Here is a 3,546-nt window from a genome sequence, read left to right on the forward strand (position 1 = left end):
GACGCCCACCGCGACCATCGCCGCGAGGTGGTCGGCGCCGGTCAGCGGATGCATGAAGCCGGCCACGAGGCCGTGGTGCAGGCCGCCGTCGACGCCAGTGTGGGCGCTGGCCGCCAGGGGCAGCAGGGCGGCGGCGAACAGGGCGAGGGTCCTGGAGGAGATCGATGGGCGCATGAGGGCTTGTCCTTGGTTGTTCTGGTCTGGGTGTACGGTCGTTCAGACGATGGGCTGGTGCACCGTCACGAGCTTGGTGCCGTCGGGGAAGGTGGCCTCGACCTGGATGTCGGGAATCATCTCGGCGATGCCGTCCATCACGTCGGCGCGGGTCAGCACGCTGCGGCCCTCGCTCATGAGCTCGGCCACGCTCTTGCCGTCGCGCGCGCCTTCCATGACGGCGGCCGAGATCAGGGCGATGGCTTCGGGGTAGTTGAGCTTGAGGCCGCGGGCCTTGCGGCGTTCGGCGAGCAGTGCCGCGGTGAAGATCAGCAGCTTGTCTTTTTCGCGCGGAGTCAGTTCCATGGAGACGGCATCGGGTGGCGGGAGGAGGCGGCCATTATGGGCAGAGCAGGGCTGTTGCAACAGTCGTGCCCTGTTCGCCGAATGCCGTATGGCACCGGGTCCGCGGGGCGCCGGGTGGCACGAAAGATGCACCGAAACGGTGTGAACCCTGGCCCGCCCTCCGCTGTCCCCCCCACCGAGTCCGACGACGCGCCGCAGCGCATCGTCAAGGTGCGGCGCGACTACAACAGCTGGGTCGCGAGCGAAACCCTCGAGGACTACGCGCTGCGCTACACGCCGCAGCGCTTTCGCAAATGGTCCGAATGGCGGGTCGCCAACACGGCCTTCGGCGCGGCCTCGTTCCTGATCCTGGAGGCGGTGGGCGCCACCTTGCTGGTGCAGTACGGCTTCGCCAACGCCTTCTGGGCCATCCTGGCAACGGGGCTGATCATCTTCCTCGCGGGCCTGCCGATCAGCGTGTACGCGGCGCGCTACGGCGTCGACATGGACCTGCTCACGCGCGGCGCCGGCTTCGGCTACATCGGCTCCACGCTGACCTCGCTGATCTACGCGAGCTTCACCTTCATCTTCTTCGCGCTCGAGGCGGCCGTGATGGCCTACGCGCTCGAGCTGGCGCTGGGCATCCCGCCGGTCTGGGGCTACCTGGTCTGCGCGCTGGTGGTGATCCCGCTGGTCACGCACGGGGTGTCGGCGATCAGCCGGCTGCAGCTGTGGACACAGCCGCTGTGGCTGCTGATGCTGGTCGTGCCCTTCGCCTATGTGCTGGTGCGCGATCCTGGTGCGTTCGCGGGCATCACGCACTACAACGGCGCCAAGGGTGGTGCGCAAGGATTCAACTTGCACCTGTTCGGTGCCGCCCTCACGGTCGGCATCGCGCTCATCACGCAGATGGGCGAGCAGGCCGACTACCTGCGCTTCATGCCCGCACGCACCGCGGCCAGCCGCGGCCGCTGGTGGGCCGGCGTGCTGGCGGGCGGGCCGGGCTGGGTGGTGCTGGGCGTGGTCAAGATGCTCGGCGGCGCCGCGCTGGCCTACCTCGCGATCACGCACATGGTGCCGGTGGAGCGCGCGGTCGACCCGAACCAGATGTACCTCGCGGCCTACGAGTACGTGTTCCCGGACTATGGCTGGGCGGTGGCGGCCACCGCGCTGTTCGTGGTGATCTCGCAGCTCAAGATCAACGTCACCAACGCCTACGCGGGCTCGCTGGCCTGGAGCAACTTCTTCTCGCGCGTGGCCCACAGCCACCCGGGGCGCGTGGTGTGGGTGGTGTTCAACGCGCTGATCGCCTTCATGCTGATGGAGATGAACGTGTTCGAGGCGCTGGGCGACGTGCTCGGGCTGTTCGCCAACATCGCCATCGCCTGGATGATGGCCGTGGTGGCCGACCTGGTCATCAACAAGCCGCTGGGCCTGTCGCCGCCGGGCATCGAGTTCAAGCGGGCCCACCTGTGGGACATCAACCCGGTGGGCGTGGGCGCGATGGCGCTGGCCTCGCTGCTGTCGATCACCGCGCACCTGGGCGTGTTCGGGCCGCTGGCGCAGGCCTTCTCGGCGCTGATCGCGCTCGGCACGGCGCTCGTCGCCTCGCCGCTGCTGGCCTGGGCCACGGGCGGGCGCTACTACCTGGCGCGCGGCTCGGTCGAGGGCGCCGCGGTGGCGGCCGGCCGGCCGGTGCAGTGGGCCCGGGTGGAATCCGAAGGCGCCTACCGCCGCCTCGCGGTGCAGCGCTGCGTGATCTGCGAGCGCGAATACGAAGGCCCCGACATGGCCCACTGCCCGGCCTACCAGGGCGCGATCTGCTCGCTGTGCTGCACGCTCGACGCGCGCTGCGGCGACCTCTGCAAGCCGCATGCGAGCCTGTCGGCGCAGTGGTCGGCGGTGCTGCGCTGGCTGCTGCCGCGGCGCAGCTGGCGCTACCTCGACACCGGCCTGGGCCACTTCCTGCTGCTGATGCTGATCATCGTGCCGCTGCTGGCGGTGGTGTTCGGCGTGCTCTACCAGCAGGAGCTGCGCGCGCTCGGCGAGAGCGCGCTCGAGCTGGCCGCGCGAAGCGAGGTGGCGCAGGCGCTCGCGGCCGCGCAGCAGGCCTCGCTGCGCTCGGGCTTCCTCAAGGCCTACATGGCGCTGCTGGTGATCGCGGGCATCGTGGCCTGGTGGCTGGTGCTGGCGCACCAGAGCCGCAAGGTGGCGCAGGAGGAATCGAACCGCCAGACCCACCTGCTGGTGCGCGAGATCGAGCTGCACCGCGAGACCGACCGCGCGCTGCAGTCGGCCACGCGCACCGCCGAGGAGGCGCGCGAGGTGGCCGAGCAGGCCAAGCTCGCGGCCGAGCAGGCGCGGCGCGCCGCCGACCAGGCCAACCAGGCCAAGAGCCGCTACATCAGCGCCATCAGCCACGAGCTGCGCACGCCGCTCAACAGCATCCTCGGCTATGCGCAGCTGATGGGCGAGGACCATTCCGTGCCGCCGCACCGCCAGCAGGCGGTGGCGGTCATCAAGCGCGGCGGCGAGCATCTGCTGTCGCTGATCGAGGGCACCCTGGCGATCGCCCACATCGAGGCCGGCAAGCTCACGCTGCATGCGCGGCCGATGCGCTTCGCCGACACCCTGCGCGAGCTGGCCGACATGTTCGAGCTGCAGGCGGCCGAGAAGGGCCTGGCCTTCCACTTCGAGGCCGCGGGCGCGCTGCCCGAGGTGGTGCGCGCCGACGAGAAGCGGGTCTGCCAGATCCTCATCAACCTGCTGGGCAACGCGATCAAGTTCACGGCCGTCGGCCAGGTCACGCTGCGCCTCGCCTATGCGCGCGAGTTCGCCGCGGTGGAGATCGAGGACACCGGCCCGGGCATGACGGCGGCCGAGATCGAGCGCATCTTCGAGCCCTTCGCGCGAGGGGATTCGGCCGGCGCCGCGGCCGCGCCGGGCGCGGGGCTGGGCCTCACCATCGCCAAGATGCTGACCGACCTGATGGGCGGCGAGATGAAGGTCAGCAGCACGCCGGGCGTGGGCTCGCTGTTCTGCGTGCGG

Annotated in this window: 3 protein-coding genes; 1 reads left to right on the forward strand and 2 read right to left on the reverse strand. The window is 70.3% G+C overall.

The window, feature by feature from the left end; all coding sequences use genetic code 11:
- Together AC27VN_RS35995 and AC27VN_RS36000 are read right to left on the reverse strand one after the other, a co-directional pair.
- The coding region (locus AC27VN_RS35995) for a HupE/UreJ family protein (protein ID WP_490879725.1) at positions 1-174 on the reverse strand (174 nt) is incomplete at its 3' end.
- Positions 175-216: 42 nt separating this feature from the next.
- Positions 217-519, reverse strand: coding sequence for an urease subunit gamma (locus AC27VN_RS36000; RefSeq protein WP_057591402.1), 303 nt, complete (start codon positions 517-519; stop codon positions 217-219).
- Positions 520-645: 126 nt separating this feature from the next.
- On the opposite strand from AC27VN_RS36000, the gene AC27VN_RS36005 reads away from it, so the two are divergent.
- Positions 646-3,546 (forward strand): ATP-binding protein (locus AC27VN_RS36005; RefSeq protein WP_490879724.1); only part of this gene is annotated, 2,901 nt, incomplete at its 3' end.

This window comes from Variovorax sp. 20P10.2.4 (assembly GCF_058244205.1).

Coding starts and splice junctions, on each gene's coding strand:
- AC27VN_RS36000 (WP_057591402.1), bottom strand. CDS start 519: ATGGAACTGACTCCGCGCGAAAAAGACAAGCTGCTGATCTTCACCGCG.